Raw genomic sequence first — 19356 nt, forward strand, 5'->3', positions numbered from 1 at the left:
CTATACCCATCCTCTTTTTTTATCTTGTAATTAAAGTTACAATCGCAATAACTCCTAGAATCGGTCCCCAATATTCCATTTTTATAAAAAATAATGAGTGCTTTTTGTTAAACATAACTTTTTCACCAGTTTCGGCATCTATATAAACTTTCCCATCTGGCTTATTAATATATTTACCTAAATACCAAGACATAACCCCTGATATAATAAACATTACCGCCATTGGCCAACTATGGTCTTGAAAATATGTAGCGTCCCCCGTTATAGATCCAAAGATAGCCTTACCCAAAAGAGTATTAATAATTACAATAATTGCGACCAAAAAACCCCAACCAGACCAAATAATCATCTATTTCTCCCCCTAAAGCGTACAACTTTGTACTTTATGTTAATTTGAACTGCAAACGAAAATGTTTAAAAAACCGAATATTCAGACGTTGATAATTATATTTAGCTTACATTCGATTCTAACTTTAATGTCCTAAATGCAAATGAACCAGATATAATTTGTAAAATTGTCGGAATAAGTAAAAAGAATAATGACATAAACAACATAACTATAGGAATCACAATCATACAAACTCCATAAACTTTATTATTAACCTTGTTTACTAAACACGATAAAATGAACAATCCTATTTGAACCGTTAAAATAATAGAGTAATAAGCTAAAAGTTCGTAATCAACACCTTCCATAATATTAAACGCTACAACTATTAATATTATGGAAATAATAATTCCCAAAATGCCACCAATTAAACCTAATACAAATTCAGGTGTTCTTTTCAATTCAATCCCCCTTTTTTGAAAAACTAACAACTTGTATATTTTTCCCATTCACCATCATACCAAATATTCATTGGAAAAACTATACAAATGTATTTTTTATTCTACTGCAATTTTCTTGTATCTATAGATAACTTGTAGCAGTTACAAAATTAAAACCTTCACAATTACTTACTGAATTGTCATATTGAAAATTATAAATTAAAACGATAGAATTATAGGATTTATTTAATTTAACTACTTCCTTAATTCGAGAAAGTATTTTATCATCATATGAACATCCCGTTAATAACATAGAAATGTCATCACTCGCTTCTTCTAACACTTCCTTTTCAATAAAATCTTCATCTACATCAATCATATCAATATTAAAATCAACAAAAAATCTTGCTGGTATAGAGTCTCCTTCTTCATCATACGTAACATCTATATATGTATCCAACTGATCTTGCGTTTGCATATTACCGAACCATATTGAAACCATTCCGTGTACTTCCATTAATAGCGTCCTCCATTATGAATATATATTCTCATTCAACTTACGCTTTAAAATTCATGATTTTTATAAAAACCATTTCTTCTTTCCTTTCAGTCAAATAGGATTATTCGGAAATTCATTGTCATACTTATGAATTAGCGCTTTATCATTTTCATCAATTGGTACTTCACCTAAGTATTTATGTTTCCAAATAATCATCTGATCACTAAAACTATATTCTGTATCGAACCAATTGGTATAATCGAAATGCATGTTAAATTCCCCACTATGTTCCAGAGACATTGTAAAAGAGTACCAAAGCTCTTGCTGATTATCTTTGAAAACATTTCTTAATTCCTTACTCAATTTATATAAAAAATCTTCTTTCCTTTCAAACTCCTCTTCATCAACTTCGTATTTAAAAGGAATTTCTACACTATACTTATAATTTTCTTTATTTCTGAAGTTGTTATAGAAAAAGTAAGTTCCCCCTCCAGCTTCTGATATTTGTGCATAAAAATAAAATTTCTCCCATTCTTCTGGAATCATGGCATGAACCGTTTCCGCTATCTCTCTATATAATCGATTCAATTTTATTTCCAATTGAATACCCCCTATTTGATGTTCATCATTCACTTTTTCTATATTATACCACCCTTTTAATTAGCTCTTTATTTCATCTAAAATTCAAACCAAGTTTCGATACCTTTAGAAAGTAGACATACCTCTTAAATACAATTAGTATTAAAATAAGAAATATGAAAGACTTAAAAAGGCTCTTACATGAAGGAAGGAAGTGCACAGCTATGGATTTTAAAACAGTTATGCAAGAACTTGAAGCTCTAGGTAAGGAACGAACGAAAAAAATATACATATCTAACGGTGCGCACGAACCGGTTTTCGGAGTAGCTACAGGTGCTATGAAACCAATCGCTAAAAAAATAAAATTAAATCAAGAGTTAGCTGAAGAACTTTATGCCACAGGTAACTACGATGTTATGTACTTTGCAGGTATTATTGCCGATCCAAAAGCTATGAGTGAGTCTGATTTTGATCGCTGGATAGACGGGGCATATTTTTATATGCTATCTGATTATGTAGTGGCAGTAACTTTATCGGAGTCAAATATTGCGCAAGACGTTGCTGATAAATGGATTGCAAGTGGGGACGAGCTTAAAATGTCTGCCGGCTGGAGTTGCTACTGTTGGCTATTAGGAAATCGCAAAGACAATGAATTTTCCGAAAATAAAATTTCCGATATGCTTGAAATGATGAAAGATACAATTCATCATTCTCCAGAACGAACAAAATCCGCTATGAATAATTTCCTAAACACCGTGGCAATTTCATATGTACCACTACACGAAAAAGCAGTCGAGATTGCAAAAGAAGTTGGTATAGTTGAAGTCAAACGTGATAATAAAAAAAGCAGTTTGTTAAATGCTTCTGAAAGTATTCAGAAAGAACTTGATAGAGGAAGACTTGGTTTCAAGCGTAAGTATGTAAGGTGTTAAAAATATGAAGGTGTCAATCTAGGAGAGATTGACACCTTTTTTGTGGACATTACTAGACTAACGGAGCTGCAAGTTAAAGGGAACCAATCATTCATCTCCCGCTATACATCTCAACCTTCTTCTTTCAACTTATATACCCTATCTCTTTTCTCATCATCTTTGATAAAAATAAGTTTTCCTTCTGTAACAAAACCTTCTAATAGTAAACATACTTGTCCATATGCTTTAGGCTTATTCGTAGTGAATCTTTCATCGGGTATTTTACCAGATCGTATTAATCGTTCACATAGCTCAAGCGCACTTATTTCTTCAGAATCAATTAATTCTAAAATATCTTTTTGTAATGGTGATAAAGGGGCTGGTACCTTACATACCTCAGCTACCTCCACCTTTTCTTTTTCTTCTTCAAATAAATCTTCAAATGAAATTTGATTCATTACATCTTTTCCTTTCTAACGATTAATTTGTATAACATGAACTGAATCCTATAGCGTATTTATTATTATGTATTACTTACCTTTTTTCATAAATCTCAAACTCATGTACATCGTTTCATATAGTATGTTTTGATTATACCAAATATACGTTCTGTCTTCTATTGTAGAATTTTCATAACAGAAATGAAAGTAATAGTAAACATTTCTCTTCTCGTTAGTTATATAGAAAACTATGCAAAAAGTTTACATAATAAAATTATAGTGATCTGTTAAATTTCTATGCAAAAAAGAAGCACTTGTTGCCTCAAGTAGACAATCAAGTGCTTTAAGTTCATATGTTTTTAAGTAACATTAAATTTTTAAATTTTATTGTAACAGTTTGACACCTTTTATATGTCGTGACAACTACTACGTTAAAACTTACGAGTTTGTACGAGTTCGTTAGTTTTATGTCTCTTCCATGCGTTTAAATGTCATCTCGCCTAAGCTCGCACCTCTTTTTCTGTTCTATCATTGTACGTAACACTCCATGATGGTACAACCATCATGGAGTATCTATTTTCAAACACCCTATTATTTTTTCTATCCACTTCACATAAACTTTATTTTTTTAATCATGTAATTTATTTAAAAAATCAGTAAATGTATCTGCAATGTAAAATACATTCTCTCTTGCACGTTCTTCCACTTGTTCTTCTGTTAATCCTTCTTCTCGCAGCAACATTTCTTTTTCACCAGCATTTTCACGTTCCCAAAATACCACAACAGGGTTATTTTTGTCATTTTTATAGTCAAAACATATTAAATTTCCCGCTGGGTCAAAAGCAAAAGGAACTAATTCTGCTGGTAGTGTATCCTTGTAATCATCAAATACTTCCATAATATTTTCATCATCTTCCATATCGTAACTTAATAACGTTCCAAAAACCTTTCTTTTCCCTTCAACTTCAAACACCTCTGGACTAACATGCGCTCCATTATTATTCATCACACATTCTATATAATCTAAAGGAAAATTAATGTTCAATTCCTGTTCAACATTCTTTACATCTTCTCGTATAATAGGTTCATCTGGTGATCTCCATTGTACCTTACTCATCTGATTCCATCCCCCCATAATGCATTTCCACCTAAATGGTTAACTTTATGCGTTTTAGACACTACTAACTGCATTTTACCAGGTACTTGATGATCCATGTCTATCTAATAAAAAAGCACTCGTTGCCTTTAGTCGGCAATCAAGCACTCTAAATTCAAATAATATTTTCTAAGAGTTTAATTTATTGATTATATAAGACACACACGGAACCAATAGCAATTTTTCAACAATATTATTTTGAATTAATAATTGTATTAAACGGTTCTTAATTCAAATACCCTCTATTTTAAGCCCTAAAATCAGTTAATCAGTACTAGATATTTTCAATATATCCCCTAATTCGCCTAACAGTTCTATGTTTTTTAAAGCCAACTCAACAGGTATGTCTTTCATTAGCACGAATGGTAATTGTTTTGATCCTTTTAATAAGTCAAACAATCCCTTTTTGATGATAAATACCTCTTGTATTTTCCTTAAATCCATAGCCCCTCCTACTGGTGGACTTACCAATATAAGATTACACAGTTTTTCCTTAAACACTTCCTGTTCTTCGTCCACACAGTCAATATCTATCGCTCCGTCATTTATCCACTGTATTAAATTCTCACTTACTGTGGTTGCATAATTCGGATCCATAATCCCCGAATCAACTTGTACTAACTCTGTTGCGTTTTCATTTGCAGTCATTAACAGTATTTTGCCTCCACCATTACTTCCTACAGCAACATAACCCTTTGCATATTCATGGACTTCATATGTTTTATTCATTTCATCTATTATATCCACTCCAAATATAACGACTCCATTATCGGACACAAAACCATTTGTATGCTTTAGTAATTGTTTATAAGCATTAGGGAGTATTAATCCCATTTCCTCTTCAATTTTTTTAATTTCATTTTCATCAACTGGAGAATATAATTCATAAGTCGACAATTTTTGAACATTTATCATTTAAATCCTCCTAATCCATCAAAATATCTATATGCTTCTCGCATTACTTTTTTTGCTACTTTTAAATCTACACCCACTTCAATCATTTCTTTATAGCTAATATTAAATTCGTATATTATATCCGTACTAAAACCTTCATTCCTTCTTCTAGCTCTTTGAAGAGCGGATATTATAGCATGTGGTTCACCAGAGGTAGATTTGAGTAATATTGATGGTGCTTGTCGACTGCTATAATTATTACCGCTTGTTTTATCCCATATCTTAGCCCATTCATCTTGTATTGCATGATGCGCTTGTACCAATCCATCATTTTTGGTATTCCGAAAACCTAGAGCACGATTCTTATTTGGACTCATTTTTTTATACAAGTCAACATCTTCAACAATATAACCTCCATTTTTAAGTTGACTCCTAGTGGACCTTTGCGGAAATGCAATACCAGCCCTTTCATTAATATTAGCATGGAGCTGTTCAGAAGTTAATTCGCCATATTTCCCTCTCAAATATTCTAATCTGGATTCTCCCGTACCCTTAACCCCACCACTCTCCAAATTCGAGATCCTACTCTGAATACTCGCCTTTGAGGCATCATGGGCTTCTTGGAATTTCCCGCCATAGTTCGTTCCAGTTCTAGCGACACTTCCATCTAGTAGCATTTCTACACCTTTAACGAATGGGGTTACGGAGTCCATACCTTTTGCTAATGTATTTTCAATTATATAATACTAGTAATTTCTGTTAGCTTTAATTCATAAAAATAACTTTTATAAATTTATGGTATACATTTCAATTAAAAAAGCACTTGTTGCCCCAAATAGACAATCAAGTGCTTTAAGTTTCATATGTTTTTAAGTAGCATAAATTTGTAAGATTTATAAGATCTGTAAGTTTTGTATTAACATTACGACACCTTTTACATGCCATGACAACTACTAAGTTAAAATTGACGAGTTTGTACGGGTTCTTAGTTTAATATACTTTCCATGTGATTATATTCATCACCCAGTAAAATGTCATCTCACCTAAGCTCGTACTTCGTTTTTTCGACGTACAATGAATTAGAGAATCTATTCAAAGTTGTATAAACTCTACCTACTAAATTAGGATTTTTTTGTTTATATAAAAACTTTGCAACAGAACCTTTAAACTAAACTTCAAATCCAATTACTATCCATTCATCAACAATGTCCCAAAAATTCATATTATATCTAGGCTCTTTATTCGTCCACCATAAAGTCGCATTATCATTATTAGAATTCTTATAATCTACTGCAACATAACCACCCATACCACTTTTAAAGAAACCAAAAGTAGTTTGTAAATCAATTTGTAAAGGTTCTTCTAACTCCTCAATAATACCCCATTCATCATCATCAAAAAAAGTTACATTTTCTAAAGGAACTAAACCCATAGATTGACTCGCATAAAAATAGAAACCATTATGAACAGTTCGATAAAAATTTCGTATTGTTGAAGGAATCTTATCCCAAGATTTTTCTAATTCTTCATTATTAAACTCATCTTTGGGATTTCCCCCTTCATAATATAGAATTTCCCCATTATCTGTTTTAATAGTGTATAAAATTGAATATCTACCATTTGTGTTCATAAGCTCTACTTCTTCAAGGTGCCTAGACAAATAAGTAATAGTGTTTCTTAATTCCACTCCTACTTGCTCTTTCCATAACGATAAAATACTCTCAACTCTCTTGTCTACATTTTCTTCTTGAAACAATTCATACCATGAATTTGGTATTTTCCCACTATCAAGTTTATTAATCTCATGGCATGATATAAGTTGTGCATTTCTTTTATATTTTCTTAAAAAACCAAGTTTTTGTTCCATAATTCTATCTCCTTTATTTATCTATATCCTTTTTATTTTCTTCAACAAAATCATCAATTTGTTTTTGTAATTTCATTTCTAATTCTTTTTCCTTCTTTATCATTTCTTCTCTAAACTTAGGATCAACTTCAATTTTTTCTTTCTTATAAATTGTCCAATCAGAATAAGATTTAGACCCCTTGGATTTATTGGCTTCTTCACTTAATCCTAGAAAATTCTCTTCATTATTTAAAACCTTAAGTTGTTGTTCTTTCGTTAATTTATCGAAATTTTTCATCTTTGCTATATTTTTCATTGATACGATATGATCAGCTTGAAGTCTATCTGTAATATACTTACCAGGTAAAGCAGGGTCAGGCGTTCCATCTCTTAATTCATCATATAATTCCTTTGAGATTCTTCTTTCCCCGTATCGAGGCGGTGTTCCAATATCACCCGTACCCTTAACCCCACCACTCTCCAAATTCGAGATCCTACTCTGAATACTCGCCTTTGAGGCATCATGGGCTTCTTGGAATTTCCCGCTATAGTTCGTTCCAGTTCTAGCGACACTTCCATCGAGCATTATTTCTACACCTTTAAAGATTGGGGATACGGAGTCCACACCTTTTGCTAGTTTAATTTCAATTATATAATATTTGTAATTTTTGTTAGCCTGAATTCATAAAAAATAATTTCTAAAAATTTACAGAATGTTTATCTATTAAAAAAGCACTCGTTGCCTTTCGTAGACAATCAAGTGCTTTAAGTTCATATGTTTTTAAGTAGCATAAATTTGTAAGATTTATAAGATCTGTAAGTTTGGTATTAACAGTACGACACCTTTTATATGTCATGACAACTACTACGTTAAAACTTACGAGTTTCTATCAGTTCGTTAGTTTAATATGCATTCCATGTGTTTTGAAGTATGCACTTTTTAATAGCCTACTCTTTTTTTCCACTGCAAATACACTTTATTTTCTATTCATCTACATATATGATTGTTATCTTTAACCAAGCACCACATTTTTTAGCATTCTCATATATAAAGTATAGTTTTAGCATTTATAAAGTTACTGTAATCCATTTCGTATATTTTCTTAATATCTTAAATTATTAATTACAACATATAAAAGTTGGTAATTAAGGATTCTTCAATCCATTAATAAAATCCTTAAAGCTATCAGTTATTTTATACGTATTTTCTTCTTCACTAGACTGTGGAAAATAAAAAGAGTGATCCCAATAATATACACCATGGTTTTCAGTATCTGTAATAAGTACAATTAACCCTGAACTCGGATCATCTCCTATGATTAAACTGGTCGGTAACATATCTTCTTCAAACTCTTCATAGCATTCACTTAAATCAAAAGTTTTTTTTACACCTATACCATACAAAACATCTAAAGGGATTTCCTGATTTAATTCTTTAACAAAAAATTTACTATACCTAACTTTCGAAGTACCTCCGTTATATTTACTTAAAAATTTTTTATAATCTTCCGGAAGTAAAAATCCTAAAAACTCTTCTAATTCTTCAATTGATTCTTCAGTTGCTTTACCAAAAGCATTTAAATTCATTTATTTCACTCCTATTTAATCTTTTAACTTCTTAGCTAATGACATTCCACCCATATGTCGAAATCTTCTGTGCATCTCTTTACTAACTTCTTGCATTGTTGTTAAATCTTGATGATGGTGCCATGTGTTTTCATCTAATTTTGGTCCATTTGGAGCTAATTCATCAGCCTTAGCAAAATCAATTTCATATCTATTAAATTCACCTATCGGAACTTCTTGTCTTACCAACCCAGCAGATTTAAAGTCGGGAAAACCTCCAGGATAAGAAACTCGATTTGGAAGAATATACCAATCAATATAAGTCCATATTCCTTCCTCACTAATTTCGATTTTCCCACCTTTTTTCTGCCATTTTTCAGGATCCCTAGAATATAAGGGTTTAGTAGATAATTGTTCCTCTGTAAACTTTACTATTTCTGGATTTTTACCCGTACCCTTAACCCCACCACTCTCCAAATTCGAGATCCTACTCTGAATACTCGCCTTCGAGGCATCATGGGCTTCTTGGAATTTCCCGCTATAGTTTGTTCCAGTTCTAGCGACACTTCCATCTGGCAGTATTTCTACACCTTTAGCGAATGGGGTTACGGAGTCCACACCTTTTGCTAATGTATTTTCAATTATATAATTTTCACGACTTAATCTATCTAACAATCCTTAAAAATAATCTATATTGATTTTCACTTATTTATCAATCTCTAATATCTCTAAGAAAAAAGCACCCGCTACCAATCATAGGTTTTCGAGTGCTCAAATGTATATAATCCCCATCATATTTAAATCATTTTTAAGATTTGTTCCTTCACATTTTCATCAAATTTGGCTCCTTCTACCTTTGCTCCTGTCCAAACTACATTGTCAAGTTTAGCACCGGTAAAATTCGCGCCCGTAAAATCACCATTTAAAAGGGTCGCTCCCGTTAAATCTGCGTCAGTAAAATCTGCATTTCTAGCGTTTACTTCTGATAAATTAGCATCTTCTAAATATGCTTTTTCAAAGTTACCTTCTGTAAGATTCGCGTTGCTGAAATTTGTTCCTGTACAATCAGCCTGTTCCGCATTGATTCCTGCCAAATTTGCATGGCGAAAAGTAGCATGATTTAATATCGTTCCAACTAATTCTCCATATGAAAAATCAACTTCATCAAAACATGTTTCAAAACAACTACTTATATTTACCTTTGCATATTTCATATTGGCTTTAGAGAAATTAGCTTCACCAAATCTACAATCTGCAATATGTATTTCCTCTAAATTACAGCTCCTGAAATCAGCAAACTCAAAATCACAATCAAAAAAAGATGCTCTCATTAGTGAAGAAGCTCTTAAATGGACTTGTTTTGCCATGATACCCTCTGCCATCACCTCTGACAAATCTGAAAAAGTAAGATCTAAATCACTCATATCTAGTCCATCTATAACCTCATCATTGTATTGAGATCTATTTAATATTTCCATGACTCTTATTCTATCATTACCATTCTCATTCATTATTACGATCTCCTTTCATTTAGCTTTTCAGATAGTCCTTCCAAGCAATATTTGGAGAATAAGTTACACCCATTTGATCTTCATCAAAACTTGGTATAGCCATTACTTGTGCTGGTTCCAAATACTTCATTACTTGTAGCCAATTATCAAGTAATGTATCACTATCACTCCCTAATGGATTATTTAAAATATCAATACAAAGCCCACCCCAATCTAGCTCAGATACCACAGCTGGACTATTTTGTAATAATTCCTTATCAAACATTTCTAAAATATGACCACTAAAGTATGTTCTAGCGCCTATCCCTAAGGGACCGTTAGGAAGAAACCTAACCGGTATTGGCTGGGAAGATATTTCCATCCACATCTGTAAACGTTCACGGTCGGTATTCCACGGATATGATAAAGGCCAAAAAATTTGAGTTACTCCGTAACTTGGTTTCGCAGCTTCTGCGATTTGATCAGATAACTCAAAAAAAGCAGACCATAATTTTTTAGGTATTGAGTTATGAAACTCAAACTCTAAAAATGAACGATGGCTCCAGTTAACTTGAAAACGTCCTGTGTAGTTCACAGATTTATCACGATACAGGTAAACTTCTGATACTATACGCTCTGAAACTACTTTTTCCAGAATTTCCTGACGGTTATATTCTACCCGTACCGTTTCACAGTTGCCCCAATGAGTAGGAGCAAATTTTTCATTTGACTCAAACACATCCAAAAGACGACCTAATAATTCTTCTTCGTTAAAAGATACTGTAGGATACATTGTAATTGTGAAAAAATCTGGTTTCATGTATATCCCCCTTAATATTAAAAAATATAGTCACATAATAATTTTTATTCACAGCTTTTTCCACCTACCTCCACCAGGTAAACGTGTATTGTTCTCCCATTTATGAGTCACTTTACCGCTATTTGGATCAGTGTAGTAAACATCACTATCCTTACCCAAAGGCCCACTTGGTCTTGGATGAGGAGGAATTCCATTCAAATCGGGTTTATCACTTGATATTGTCACAATATGACTTCCACTTTTATCTTCGAGCATTTCCCTTTCAGCTCGCATTTGACTGTCATTATGAATAACGTGTTCTTTGTCACTTATTTTGTGTTTGTGATCATGAACTAAATCGATTTCATCCTTAGCGTAAAATGCCCTTCACTGGATGTATACGTAACAACCTTGCCAGAGTTATTGTCCTCTAATGTACGATTTAGGTGTTCTCCCAAAGCTTTTCTCCCTTTTATTTCTTCTTCTCTTCCTCGCTCTTGACTCTTTCTTAAATTTTCAGTCCTAGCATCCCAATCTTTACGCTCTAAAGGTTGTTTCGTTTCTTCACAATGACGATCATATCTAATATCCGCTGCTGCTTTATAATCTCCTCGCGCTTTAGCTTCATCTATTTTCTTTCGATAGTATTTTTCTCTTTCCTGAGTTAGCTTAATTTTGTTTGGGTTTACGTTACTACCAGTACCCTTAACCCCACCACTCTCCAAATTCGAGATTCTACTCTGAATACTCGCCTTTGAGGTATCATGGGCTCCTTGGAATTTCCCGCTATAGTTCGTTCCAGTTCTAGCGACACTTCCATCTGGCAGTATTTCTGCACCTTTAACGAATGGAGTTACAGAGTCCACACCTTTTGCTAATGTATTTTCAATTATATAATACTAATAGTTTCTGTTAGCTTTAATTCATAAAAATAACTTTTATAAATTTATAGTATACCTTTCAATTAAAAAAGCACTTGTTGCCTTTAGTCGGCAATCAAGTACTTTAAGTTAATATGTTTTTAATTATGGATAATTTTATAATTTTTGTAGTGCAGTTTGACACCTTTTATATATTGTGACAACTACTACGTTAAAACTTACGAGTTTGTACGAGTTCGTTAGTTTAATATACATTCCATGTGTTTATATTCATCGCCATGTAAAATGTCATATCGCCTAAGCTCGTACTTCGTTTTCTATTCTATCATTGCACATATTACTCTATGATGGTACAACCATCATGGAGTATATATTTTCAAACACCCTATTATTTTTTCTATCCATTTCACATAAACTTTATTTTTCATTCATCATTATATTTTTTAATCGTGTAATTTACTTAAAAAATCAGTAAATGTATCTGCAATATAAAATACATTTTCTCTTGCCAGTTCTTCTACTTGTGCTTCTGTTAAACCTTCTTGACGCATTAACATTTCTTTTTCGCCAGCATTCTCATGCTCCCAAAATACCACAACAGGGTTATTTTTGTCATTTTTATAGTCAAAACATATTAAATTTCCTGCTGGGTCAAAAGCAAAAGGAACTAACTCTTTAGGTATAGTAGGGGCATAAGTACGATATACTTTAACAATATATTCGCTACTATCCGTATCATAAGAGAGCAATGTCCCAAACACTCTTGTTACTCCATCCACCTCAAACTTATATGGTAATACCGCTGAACCATTATTAGTAGTAGCACACTCTACATAATCACTTGGAAATATAAAATCCATCTGCTTACCCACTTCATATATATATTCTGCTGAAACCGGCTCATCTGGTACTGGCCATGTTAAATCTTTTCTCATCTAATTCCGCCTCCCCATAATTTATTACCACCTAAATGATTTACACTGTGCTTTGCTGAAACAACTAATTGCATTTTTCCAGGCACCTGATGATGATGCCATGTTAAATCTACAATTCGTGGCAATTCCAACTCTATCATTTTTAATTGCTTAGGTGTAAAAATATCTCTCGGTATCTCTCCTTTGTTTATGGCTGCCTTCAATTGCCTTGTACACTCTTCAAATTGTGCATCATCCTTAGCTATAAATAAACTTTCATCTAACTTATGAGTAAACTTAACATCCTCACCTTTAAAAATCGGAAAACCTAAAACATCGTAATCTATACCTTTCATATGTGTGCCACCTGCTAGCCCTTTATTAATTATATTATGTTTTGGTGAAGCATTTAAATGAGCATCAACATACCCTACTACCGCTTTAAATTCCTCAACACTATCATATCCAAACTCTTTAATAGTAGTATCATCTACTTTTGTTAAAAAGTCTTCAACACTATCATAACCTTTAGGCACAATTGACCTATTAACCAAATTCCCGTCTATATCGTAGTCGTTTTTAATTACTTCGTCAATTTCTGATCTATGAACAGTGTTACCCGTACCCTTAACCCCTCCACTACCCTTAGCAAGTTGATAAGCGTCATCCTTAGCTGCCGTACTTGCCTTTGAAAACTTTCCAGCTACTTCTCCAACAGTTGAAGATTCCATATAAGGAAGCTTCATTCCTATTCCAGTATCCACCGTCCTAACTGCTACTGGAATAGGAGTATTTTTCATAGCATCTAGTGCATTTTTTAAAGTCTTATTTTCCTTAAGCGATTGTACCACATTTTTACCCAAATTTGGATTAAAACCAGGCATTCCTTCTTTGAATTTTAATAATTTGGCTAAATCAGCTAATTCACTCGTCCCTTTGAATGCTTTTACTCCTTTTCCTACTGCTCCAACAACTGGGATTGCATCTAATCCGCCAAAAATGATGTTTCCTACCCGCTCTTCTTGGCTCAATTTCCTATGTGTTCCCCAGTCTTCTCCGTCGATACCGCTTTTTATTTGTACACCTCCGTATACTACTGCGGCAGCGGCCCCAAGTGGTGGACAAAGGATTGTTGTGATGATGATTCCTACGCCTATTCCTATGTCTCGCACCATTTCTAGTTTTTTCTGTTCATCTTCTATCGATTTGTATTCAAATCCTCGTGTGGATGGGACTACTTTCTTGTATTCTTCATAATTTAATTTTGCATCTGGATTTTGTTTTTTTAGTTCTTTGTATTCTGCCCTAAGTACGTTATCAAATGCAGGAGAATCTCTAAAAATATCTTCTACTGTTATTTTATCTTTCTTCTTCTGTATTGTTTGTGGTACACTTCCGTAGCCTGCATGCGCACCTGGTAATACTGTCGTTGTTGTAGAGCCAATTCGGTTATTTGTTTCAAAACTGAGAATAGATGTATCTCTCATTTTTTGAGCGAATTTATCCATTTCTACTAAAAAAGGTTTATCTATATGTTCAGAGACTAATCGACCTGCTTCTCCGCAATATTTTTGTAATGTCGAATAGCTATCAAGTAATTCCCCGATTTTTTGCGATTGATCTTTAGGATTAAAATGTATACTACCATCCGAGTCTAAATCTCGTATTCTTCCATCAATTCTTTTTAATGATTCATTTGCTTCCCGTAATTTCATGAGTGCATCTTTTGTAATTCGATTCATACCATCCCCCATGTTTTGCCATGGTTCAGGTCTATATTTCACATCCATCTCGTTTTCATCCCCCCAGCCGTATGGTGATTTCTACAACTTACTTAATATTTCACGTAATTGTTCGTCCTTTTCAAGCATTTCTACACATACATTTCCTACAACTGTCGCTGACCTAGAATAGTGTTCAGCCAATTCTAGTGTTTTGTGTAATATATCAGGATATTTTTCAATTACTCTCATCGCTTCACCTTTTTGATAAAAATCACAGCTTAATAAACTCTCAATATTCGTTCCAATGACGTCTACATGGATTTTATATATATTTTCTAACTTCATTACTATATCAAGTAGTTCTTGAAAATTAACTAATACTTCTTCTCCACCACCAGAACCACTATCTCCCATTGATACTTGCATTATTGAATACCTCCTAACGAGAATTGTCTCGGGTCAATTAACTTTTTATATGGCATTTTTAACACGTCATACAATTTCTTATTAACCGCATAGAGGCTCACCCAGTCATATCGATTACGATCTACATCTATTTGAACGAAATCTTCTCCTTCAGTGAAATATAAGAAACATTCCCATTTTCCTCCTCTATTACTTCGAGGCCTCGTATACGTTTCTATCGCTATAACGTCTTTATTTGATAAATCTTTTTCCTCAAATGTTTGTTGTTCTGCCTCTGTCATTCTCTTTGAGAAAAATGTATCTTCTATTTCCCTCGGTTCTCTCAATAAGAAAGGAATGCGTGTTAATAATGAAAAATATACGTCCGGTTTTGGTATGTAGTCGATCTCGTATTTTTTATTTGGCTCTATTTCCGTTAATACAGCCACTCGGTCTTTATCCTCTTTTAAAAAGCCAATTAATACATTATTCATTCTCGTGTATTCATGACAATTTTCATATTCCTTTAATAGTTCAATTATTTGAAAAGCTGCAGGGGTAATTCCATTTTCACTTGTAAGTAGGCCTTTTTCTTTTAAACTCGTAGTTGCTTTCGTGACACATTCTGCATCAAGTAAAATAATTGCGTCACGGTTTGGCAATCCAAATATATCGGTAACCCCAGCTGCACCTGCGAGAACATATAATTCAGCAGGTGCAAAACTCATTTCTTTCCCCATTCTTTTATCCCTCGTTTCTCCATCACAGTTGTTTTATCGCCCTTACTTCCGATTTATCTCCGTACGTTTGAATGCTTTTATCTAACTCTTTCAAAGCTTTCGTATGTCCTTCAAATGCCTCTACCATTTCTGAATTATATTGAATGATCAAATCAAGATAACTTAAAAATGCATCTCTCGTTTTTCCATTCCATTTCGCACCTGTGACATATGCTTTTAAGTCTTTCGCTTGGTTTAAAGAATCCTTCATACCATTTTCAATGTTTTGTGCGTAAGAAATGGCACTTGCAGTGTTACTTCCTATAATTTCAACCTCTTTACCACTCATGTTGGTTCCCTCCATTCTTTGTATGCTTAATGGATAAGTTTTTCAAATTCCTTTTTCTTTTCTTCAAAAGCCTTGGTCGCTGCAGCGTATGCTGACGCTTTCTCTGATTCTGCTTTCGCTTTATATTCCAAATACTTTGCATAAGCTGTACTTTTTGCAGATCCAACATCGCTTAATGCACTTTTAAAATAGGATACTAATGTATGTAATTCTTCATCCTTTTCATGACGTTTTTGTTCAAATTCAACTGCCGGAATTTTATTAGCTTCTAAACCATTACTTTTACTCTCATACTCTCTCTTCGCTGATTCAGCATCTTGAATGAATTGCTTTAACTCTCTTTCTTTATCTTTTAAATAATCATGTAAATCATCATACCGATCTCGTTTCCTCGCACTTTCTGTAAAACCAGACGCATTTAAAAAAGCATTGTACAATTCATCTAACATCTTTCTCCCCCTTTAGCGCAATAACTATGTAGTTAAATTCGTATATTTAAACATGAATATTCATTACATTAAGAATTAACAAATAATTATTTTTACATATTGCTATTTTATCAAAGGGATTTTAACATTTCCATATTTTATGAATGGCTTTCGCATTTTTCTTCAATAAAGTGAAACTTTAATCAATATGACTATGTATTTATGTGCAGAAGTAATAAAAAACACTGCCAGGCGCAGTGTTTTTTATTACTACCTTTTATCCAATTCATTCGTATTAAATCCTTGCTTGAGAGTAAGACCAGTTCTTTCTTATTTCATCAACAACTATTTCTGGATAATCCCAATGAAGCGTACGAGTAGGCTCCCGGACTCGTTTTACTATTCCTTGGGCTGTTTTGTTTCTATATTCATTCCAATATTTTGGCTCAGTCGCTCTTAAAAGAACGATAGAAAAAGGATCTGATATGAATATCAGATCCTTAACTTTAATTTCTTAATACATACATCTTTTTACACGATAACTGGTTCGTACGTGCTCAAATTATCATACTCAGTTTTTACAATACTAGGTGGAAGGTTAACACATCCTCAGATTCACCTTTTCTTGTAGCAGTGCATAATGTTTAATAAAATTAAAGCATATTTTTACTTACCAGACTTAATTTTTTCGTTATATTCTTCTAAAGTTAACCCTTTTTCTTTTAGATAAACAGCAACTTCTTTCCCTACATAACGATAGTGCCATGGCTCATACTTAATGCCAGTAATATTCTCTTTCTCTTTTGGATAGCGGAGAGTAAATCCATATTCTGCAGCATTCTTATCTAACCATTTGAATGCATCGGTAGTTTCAAATTTTGCATTTAAATCTTCTACAGTATTCTGCCATTCAACTGAAATAATGTCTAACGCTAATCCAGTATGATGTTCACTTGCACCAGGATACTGAAGATATTCCAATGCCTTAGCACTAGCCTCTTTATCCGACAAACCTTGAGATTTATAGCTTTTAACTGAAGCATCATAATAAGTTTGTTGTAATTTTATAGCTCGATAACCTGATCTTAAATAAAGATTGATTCCCTCTTTTTTTGCAGCTGCTACCATATCCTGATAGGAAGTTGCAATTCTACTATCTATTTTCATATTTGGCTTCGCATTTTGGGTGATACTTGTTAATTCAATTCCTAGTTCCTTTGATAACATATGCTCTCTATTTACAAGGATAATTCTCCAATCATTAACATCAGAGATAGGTAAAACATCTTTTTTCTTCGCATGTATTTCATTTTTATTTTTATCGTTATTATTAGTAGTTGCCTGAGATGTTTGCTTTCCACTACAAGCAGCAAGACTCCATCCCATTGCTAATACCAATGCTAAAATTATAAATTTTTTAATTGTATCTCATTCCCTTTTTGTTTATTAGTCTTTATACCAATTTCCCAACACGTCTCTAGGAATCTCCTTGAAATCCTTCAAAGAAACGGGGCCGACAAATTTTTTAATTCCATGTTTTTTAGAATTTTCATCCGAATAATCTTTTAAAAATTGAATTTTAAATTGTTTCTTACCATCGGCATAGTCGGTTACTGTCGGTACGATTGCCGCTTGTCGTATACCAAAAGTTTTATCTTCATACTTAACAAATTGTACATAAGATAATCCTCCAACTAATGTTTCTAATTTTTCTTGCGCAGAAATAAGATTTCCAAGAGAATAATAGATTAGCGTTTCATGTCCATCTTTATTTTGTTTCCACTCAATTGGTTGAATTACATGTGGATGATTTCCAATTACTACATCTACACCTAAATCTGTTAAATATTGAGCAACTTCTTTTTGTTGCTTTGAAGGTGTTGAGGTATATTCTACTCCCCAATGCACCATAACAATCACCATATCAGAGCTACTCTTTGCCTTTTCCACATCATTTTGTATCGCTTTTTTATCAATTAAATTTAAAGCCCAAGACTTATCAGCTGGAATTTTAATTCCATTCGTACCATATGTATAATTTAGTAACGCAAAACGAATACCATTTTTTGTAATCGTTTTTATTTCATTACGCTCGTTTTTACTCTCATTAATACCTACCGGGATAACATCCGGATATTTTTTCCAGTATTCTCTTGTATTCGCAACACCTTTAATACCCATATCCATAGCGTGATTTGTCGCTTGCGTCACTATATTGAATCCAGTGTCCACTAAAGATTGGCCTACTTCTTCAGGTGTATTGAAAGTCGGATATCCTTGTACTTTTAAATTATTTCCGGCAATCGGAGTCTCCTGGTTCACTATAGCAAGATCACTTGATTTAACAGCCTTTTTGATATTTTCATAAATATAATTATAATCATATGAACCGTCTTTTTGTTTGCCATCTTTAATTACTGCGTCATGATATAAATTATCACCCGTAGCTATTAAATTCACAACCGATTGTACTTTTTTATCTTCCGTAAAATTAGGAGACTGTTGGATAGGACTTTTATCTACCCAATTCGGTGCTTTTAATGATGTATCTATATTGGATTCAGCCGGTGGTAACGAAGCTTTAGATGTCTTAACATCAGTATTACCACAAGCGGTTAAAAGCACTAAAAAAATAAGACATACTAAAAAAAACTTTTTACTTCTCTGTAAAGTATCTAACATGTGATCCTCTTTTCTGTTTTATTCCTTATAACCTGTTCTAACAAATCATTCTTTAAAAAAACGTATTTTGGTTTTACCCTTAATTATGGAAGGACACTCTGTTACACCTGCTTCGGAATATACTAATAATTGTTTTCCGCTTTCTAGCAATCTATCGATTCCATCAGAAGTAATAGATTACTAGAAAAACATAATCCATCAGGATGTCGACTAGTTTGATATACCTATTCCAATTGCAATAACTCGTTTAATATTTAAACAAGATAGGAGAATCGTTCATATAGCCTCTTCTCTCGCTTTATGTTT

At 33.0% G+C, this 19356-nt stretch carries 23 protein-coding genes and 4 pseudogenes; 1 reads left to right on the forward strand and 26 read right to left on the reverse strand.

Going from position 1 to position 19356, the window contains the following annotated elements:
* Positions 1 to 19 precede the first annotated feature (19 nt).
* From GBN91_RS11405 to GBN91_RS11420, 4 genes are all read right to left on the reverse strand, one after another.
* Positions 20 to 349 carry a hypothetical protein gene (locus tag GBN91_RS11405; protein WP_000587853.1) on the reverse strand — a complete coding sequence of 110 codons (330 nt, stop codon included), beginning with the start codon at positions 347 to 349 and terminating at the stop codon, positions 20 to 22.
* A gap of 101 nt (positions 350 to 450) precedes the next feature.
* Positions 451 to 789 (reverse strand): DUF4064 domain-containing protein, encoded by a 339-nt coding sequence (locus tag GBN91_RS11410; RefSeq protein ID WP_000831724.1) that lies wholly within the window; start codon positions 787 to 789, stop codon positions 451 to 453.
* Positions 790 to 910: 121 nt separating this feature from the next.
* Positions 911 to 1285 carry an immunity 22 family protein gene (locus tag GBN91_RS11415; protein WP_000451794.1) on the reverse strand — a complete coding sequence of 125 codons (375 nt, stop codon included), beginning with the start codon at positions 1283 to 1285 and terminating at the stop codon, positions 911 to 913.
* Positions 1286 to 1378: 93 nt separating this feature from the next.
* Entirely contained in the window at positions 1379 to 1867 is a 489-nt protein-coding gene (locus tag GBN91_RS11420) for an antitoxin YezG family protein (protein ID WP_074047351.1), read from the reverse strand.
* Between the two features lie 203 nt (positions 1868 to 2070).
* Here GBN91_RS11420 and GBN91_RS11425 point away from each other — a divergent pair, with 203 nt between their 5' ends.
* Positions 2071 to 2778 carry a DNA alkylation repair protein gene (locus GBN91_RS11425; protein WP_113302792.1) on the forward strand — a complete coding sequence of 236 codons (708 nt, stop codon included), beginning with the start codon at positions 2071 to 2073 and terminating at the stop codon, positions 2776 to 2778.
* 110 nt (positions 2779 to 2888) lie between these two features.
* Here GBN91_RS11425 and GBN91_RS11430 read toward each other — a convergent pair whose 3' ends face one another.
* From GBN91_RS11430 to GBN91_RS11530, 22 genes and pseudogenes are all read right to left on the reverse strand, one after another.
* On the reverse strand, positions 2889 to 3215 hold the full coding sequence (locus GBN91_RS11430) for a DUF3895 domain-containing protein (RefSeq protein ID WP_001071908.1): 327 nt from the start codon (positions 3213 to 3215) through the stop codon (positions 2889 to 2891).
* 243 nt (positions 3216 to 3458) lie between these two features.
* Positions 3459 to 3666, reverse strand: a pseudogene (locus tag GBN91_RS29680) (hypothetical protein).
* Positions 3667 to 3825: 159 nt separating this feature from the next.
* A complete protein-coding gene (locus GBN91_RS11440) occupies positions 3826 to 4314 on the reverse strand; it encodes an SMI1/KNR4 family protein (protein ID WP_113304802.1) in 489 nt (162 codons plus the stop codon).
* A pseudogene (locus tag GBN91_RS11445) lies at positions 4311 to 4406 on the reverse strand (HNH endonuclease); the annotation flags it as partial. The gene GBN91_RS11440 and the pseudogene GBN91_RS11445, both read right to left, overlap by 4 nt.
* Before the next feature lie 211 nt (positions 4407 to 4617).
* The gene (locus GBN91_RS11450) at positions 4618 to 5268 is read right to left on the reverse strand and encodes an SMI1/KNR4 family protein (protein ID WP_113303744.1); all 651 of its coding nucleotides are present in this window, start codon (positions 5266 to 5268) and stop codon (positions 4618 to 4620) included.
* Entirely contained in the window at positions 5265 to 5960 is a 696-nt protein-coding gene (locus GBN91_RS11455; protein WP_124749671.1) for a hypothetical protein, read from the reverse strand. Before GBN91_RS11455 ends, GBN91_RS11450 begins: the two co-directional genes overlap by 4 nt.
* A gap of 455 nt (positions 5961 to 6415) precedes the next feature.
* Positions 6416 to 7114, reverse strand: a complete 699-nt coding sequence (locus tag GBN91_RS11460; protein WP_152121519.1) for an SMI1/KNR4 family protein — start codon at positions 7112 to 7114, stop codon at positions 6416 to 6418.
* A 13-nt stretch (positions 7115 to 7127) separates the two neighbouring features.
* Entirely contained in the window at positions 7128 to 7409 is a 282-nt protein-coding gene (locus GBN91_RS29565; protein ID WP_065212284.1) for a hypothetical protein, read from the reverse strand.
* Between the two features lie 147 nt (positions 7410 to 7556).
* Positions 7557 to 7718: pseudogene (locus tag GBN91_RS29570) on the reverse strand (hypothetical protein); the annotation flags it as partial.
* Between the two features lie 521 nt (positions 7719 to 8239).
* The gene (locus GBN91_RS11470) at positions 8240 to 8680 is read right to left on the reverse strand and encodes an SMI1/KNR4 family protein (RefSeq protein ID WP_149214934.1); all 441 of its coding nucleotides are present in this window, start codon (positions 8678 to 8680) and stop codon (positions 8240 to 8242) included.
* Between the two features lie 15 nt (positions 8681 to 8695).
* Positions 8696 to 9334: an HNH endonuclease gene (locus GBN91_RS11475; protein WP_152121520.1), complete on the reverse strand. Its 639-nt coding sequence runs from the start codon at positions 9332 to 9334 to the stop codon at positions 8696 to 8698.
* 122 nt (positions 9335 to 9456) lie between these two features.
* Positions 9457 to 10170, reverse strand: a complete 714-nt coding sequence (locus GBN91_RS11480; protein WP_001004769.1) for a pentapeptide repeat-containing protein — start codon at positions 10168 to 10170, stop codon at positions 9457 to 9459.
* Between the two features lie 19 nt (positions 10171 to 10189).
* Positions 10190 to 10969: a hypothetical protein gene (locus GBN91_RS11485; RefSeq protein ID WP_152121521.1), complete on the reverse strand. Its 780-nt coding sequence runs from the start codon at positions 10967 to 10969 to the stop codon at positions 10190 to 10192.
* A 48-nt stretch (positions 10970 to 11017) separates the two neighbouring features.
* A pseudogene (locus GBN91_RS11490) lies at positions 11018 to 11814 on the reverse strand (ADP-ribosyltransferase).
* A 458-nt stretch (positions 11815 to 12272) separates the two neighbouring features.
* Positions 12273 to 12764 (reverse strand): SMI1/KNR4 family protein, encoded by a 492-nt coding sequence (locus GBN91_RS11495; protein WP_001224283.1) that lies wholly within the window; start codon positions 12762 to 12764, stop codon positions 12273 to 12275.
* Positions 12761 to 14533, reverse strand: coding sequence for an HNH endonuclease (locus GBN91_RS11500; RefSeq protein ID WP_152121522.1), 1773 nt, complete (start codon positions 14531 to 14533; stop codon positions 12761 to 12763). The genes GBN91_RS11495 and GBN91_RS11500 overlap by 4 nt, the downstream gene beginning before the upstream one ends.
* Before the next feature lie 33 nt (positions 14534 to 14566).
* The gene (locus GBN91_RS11505) at positions 14567 to 14893 is read right to left on the reverse strand and encodes a hypothetical protein (protein ID WP_001198201.1); all 327 of its coding nucleotides are present in this window, start codon (positions 14891 to 14893) and stop codon (positions 14567 to 14569) included.
* Positions 14893 to 15612, reverse strand: coding sequence for a DUF5081 family protein (locus GBN91_RS11510; protein ID WP_000514121.1), 720 nt, complete (start codon positions 15610 to 15612; stop codon positions 14893 to 14895). The genes GBN91_RS11505 and GBN91_RS11510 overlap by 1 nt, the downstream gene beginning before the upstream one ends.
* 22 nt (positions 15613 to 15634) lie before the next feature.
* Positions 15635 to 15940 (reverse strand): WXG100 family type VII secretion target, encoded by a 306-nt coding sequence (locus tag GBN91_RS11515; protein ID WP_000014535.1) that lies wholly within the window; start codon positions 15938 to 15940, stop codon positions 15635 to 15637.
* Positions 15941 to 15966: 26 nt separating this feature from the next.
* On the reverse strand, positions 15967 to 16389 hold the full coding sequence (locus GBN91_RS11520; protein ID WP_097813919.1) for a hypothetical protein: 423 nt from the start codon (positions 16387 to 16389) through the stop codon (positions 15967 to 15969).
* A gap of 645 nt (positions 16390 to 17034) precedes the next feature.
* Complete coding sequence (locus GBN91_RS11525) at positions 17035 to 17766, reverse strand: M15 family metallopeptidase (protein WP_000241987.1); 732 nt, start codon at positions 17764 to 17766, stop codon at positions 17035 to 17037.
* Between the two features lie 48 nt (positions 17767 to 17814).
* Positions 17815 to 19050, reverse strand: coding sequence for a CapA family protein (locus GBN91_RS11530; protein ID WP_000887599.1), 1236 nt, complete (start codon positions 19048 to 19050; stop codon positions 17815 to 17817).
* Between the last annotated feature and the right edge of the window lie 306 nt (positions 19051 to 19356).

The sequence above is a fragment of the Bacillus sp. B1-WWTP-T-0.5-Post-4 genome, assembly GCF_009183795.1.
Lineage (GTDB): Bacteria > Bacillota > Bacilli > Bacillales > Bacillaceae_G > Bacillus_A > Bacillus_A cereus.

Excerpts from the sequence above, each read along its gene's own strand:
- GBN91_RS11430 (WP_001071908.1), bottom strand. The coding sequence starts at position 3,215 with ATGAATCAAATTTCATTTGAAGATTTATTTGAAGAAGAAAAAGAAAAG.
- GBN91_RS11405 (WP_000587853.1), bottom strand. The coding sequence starts at position 349 with ATGATTATTTGGTCTGGTTGGGGTTTTTTGGTCGCAATTATTGTAATT.
- GBN91_RS11460 (WP_152121519.1), bottom strand. The coding sequence starts at position 7,114 with ATGGAACAAAAACTTGGTTTTTTAAGAAAATATAAAAGAAATGCACAA.
- GBN91_RS11515 (WP_000014535.1), bottom strand. The coding sequence starts at position 15,940 with ATGAGTGGTAAAGAGGTTGAAATTATAGGAAGTAACACTGCAAGTGCC.
- GBN91_RS11450 (WP_113303744.1), bottom strand. The coding sequence starts at position 5,268 with ATGATAAATGTTCAAAAATTGTCGACTTATGAATTATATTCTCCAGTT.
- GBN91_RS11520 (WP_097813919.1), bottom strand. The coding sequence starts at position 16,389 with ATGTTAGATGAATTGTACAATGCTTTTTTAAATGCGTCTGGTTTTACA.
- GBN91_RS11510 (WP_000514121.1), bottom strand. The coding sequence starts at position 15,612 with ATGGGGAAAGAAATGAGTTTTGCACCTGCTGAATTATATGTTCTCGCA.
- GBN91_RS11505 (WP_001198201.1), bottom strand. The coding sequence starts at position 14,893 with ATGCAAGTATCAATGGGAGATAGTGGTTCTGGTGGTGGAGAAGAAGTA.
- GBN91_RS11485 (WP_152121521.1), bottom strand. The coding sequence starts at position 10,969 with ATGAAACCAGATTTTTTCACAATTACAATGTATCCTACAGTATCTTTT.
- GBN91_RS11495 (WP_001224283.1), bottom strand. The coding sequence starts at position 12,764 with ATGAGAAAAGATTTAACATGGCCAGTACCAGATGAGCCGGTTTCAGCA.
- GBN91_RS11415 (WP_000451794.1), bottom strand. The coding sequence starts at position 1,285 with ATGGAAGTACACGGAATGGTTTCAATATGGTTCGGTAATATGCAAACG.
- GBN91_RS29565 (WP_065212284.1), bottom strand. The coding sequence starts at position 7,409 with ATGAAAAATATAGCAAAGATGAAAAATTTCGATAAATTAACGAAAGAA.
- GBN91_RS11500 (WP_152121522.1), bottom strand. The coding sequence starts at position 14,533 with ATGGATGTGAAATATAGACCTGAACCATGGCAAAACATGGGGGATGGT.
- GBN91_RS11440 (WP_113304802.1), bottom strand. The coding sequence starts at position 4,314 with ATGAGTAAGGTACAATGGAGATCACCAGATGAACCTATTATACGAGAA.
- GBN91_RS11480 (WP_001004769.1), bottom strand. The coding sequence starts at position 10,170 with ATGAATGAGAATGGTAATGATAGAATAAGAGTCATGGAAATATTAAAT.
- GBN91_RS11530 (WP_000887599.1), bottom strand. The coding sequence starts at position 19,050 with ATGTTAGATACTTTACAGAGAAGTAAAAAGTTTTTTTTAGTATGTCTT.
- GBN91_RS11470 (WP_149214934.1), bottom strand. The coding sequence starts at position 8,680 with ATGAATTTAAATGCTTTTGGTAAAGCAACTGAAGAATCAATTGAAGAA.
- GBN91_RS11455 (WP_124749671.1), bottom strand. The coding sequence starts at position 5,960 with ATGGACTCCGTAACCCCATTCGTTAAAGGTGTAGAAATGCTACTAGAT.
- GBN91_RS11425 (WP_113302792.1), top strand. The coding sequence starts at position 2,071 with ATGGATTTTAAAACAGTTATGCAAGAACTTGAAGCTCTAGGTAAGGAA.